The 1,232-nt window shown below is 47.8% G+C and carries 2 protein-coding genes; one reads left to right on the forward strand and one right to left on the reverse strand.

Annotated features, from left to right (window positions below):
- On the forward strand, positions 1 to 777 hold a 777-nt coding region (locus tag A3766_RS06975), incomplete at its 5' end, for an FAD-binding oxidoreductase (protein WP_068641991.1).
- 2 nt (positions 778 to 779) lie between these two features.
- Here A3766_RS06975 and A3766_RS32475 read toward each other — a convergent pair.
- A partial coding sequence (locus A3766_RS32475; RefSeq protein WP_304440936.1) for a helix-turn-helix domain-containing protein occupies positions 780 to 1,232 on the reverse strand: 453 nt, incomplete at its 5' end.

Genomic DNA, 1,232 nt, shown 5'->3' on the forward strand with positions numbered 1-1,232 from the left:
AAGTGGTCTGAAGAGCATCATAAATGGATGGAAACAGTAGATGCTGAGAAAATCTATGAGCTTGAGCCTGCTTTGCGTGAAGGTGTTAAAGATGGTTTGTGGATGTCTCAAGTTTCCAGTATCCGTAACCCTCGTTTACTGCAGGCTTTGTATACCTCTTTGCAGCGTAACCCCTTAGTAACTATTCATGAGGGCGCTGAAGTCTCATCGTTTCTGACGAATAAAGACAAACTTGATGGCGTTAAGTTGCATAATGGTGATGAGCATAGAGCTGATGCCGTCGTCATTTGTAGTGGTGCCTGGAGTCGCAGTGTCGCAAAAAATGATGGTATTGAGGTTAAGCCGGTTAAAGGGCAAATGTTAATTTTTGATGCGCCTATTGGCCTGGTCAACCGGGTTGTGATGAACAACGGTAAGTATGTGATTCCACGTAGAGACGGAAAGGTACTGGCAGGTAGTACTCTGGAAGACGTCGGCTTTGATAAGCGCACAACGGAACAAGCAAAAGAGGAATTGGCAGATATGGCGATAGACCTCTTCCCAGGCTTGGCCTCCTGCCCTATCAGTGCGCATTGGTCGGGTCTACGCCCAGGCTCACCAGATGGCATTCCCTATATTGGCCAAATGAAGGAGTTTGACAACCTTTATATCAATGCCGGCCACTATCGCAATGGCTTGGTGCTCGCACCCGCTTCGGTTGCCTTACTCAGCGCTATTGTTAGTGGTGAATCGACGCCTATACCGAGTGAACCGTATAACCCTTTGATAAGAGTTTGAAGCTAATCTAGCTCAAGCTTCTTCAGCCGATAGCGCAGGGCTCTAAAACTAATTCCCAGCATTTTTGCAGCCGCCGTCCGGTTCCATTTTGTGGCGGCTAGGGCTTGTTCAATTTCATACCGTTCGATTTCTTCCAAATAGTCTTCCAGTGACTGTTCTGGAGGCCTCGCTGATATCCCTGCTTTAGCTGCGCCAGAGTTTTGTTCCCGGCTACCCAGTTCTTGCGCTATCCGGTGTGTCGTTTGTGGTGGCGCTTGAGTATTAGAAGGGCTTTGGATATCTGGGCCCGTTTCGGCTGAATCGGCGCTTAAGTCCAGATCTCCAAGTTCAATGATATTGTCTTCACACAGTGTGAATGCTCTTTCGATGATATTTTCCAGTTCTCGTACATTTCCTGGAAAGCTATACTCTGACAGGCTCTCAAGTGCTGCATTGGAGAGCTTTGCGTCTGTGAC

The sequence above is a fragment of the Oleiphilus sp. HI0132 genome (assembly GCF_001635845.1).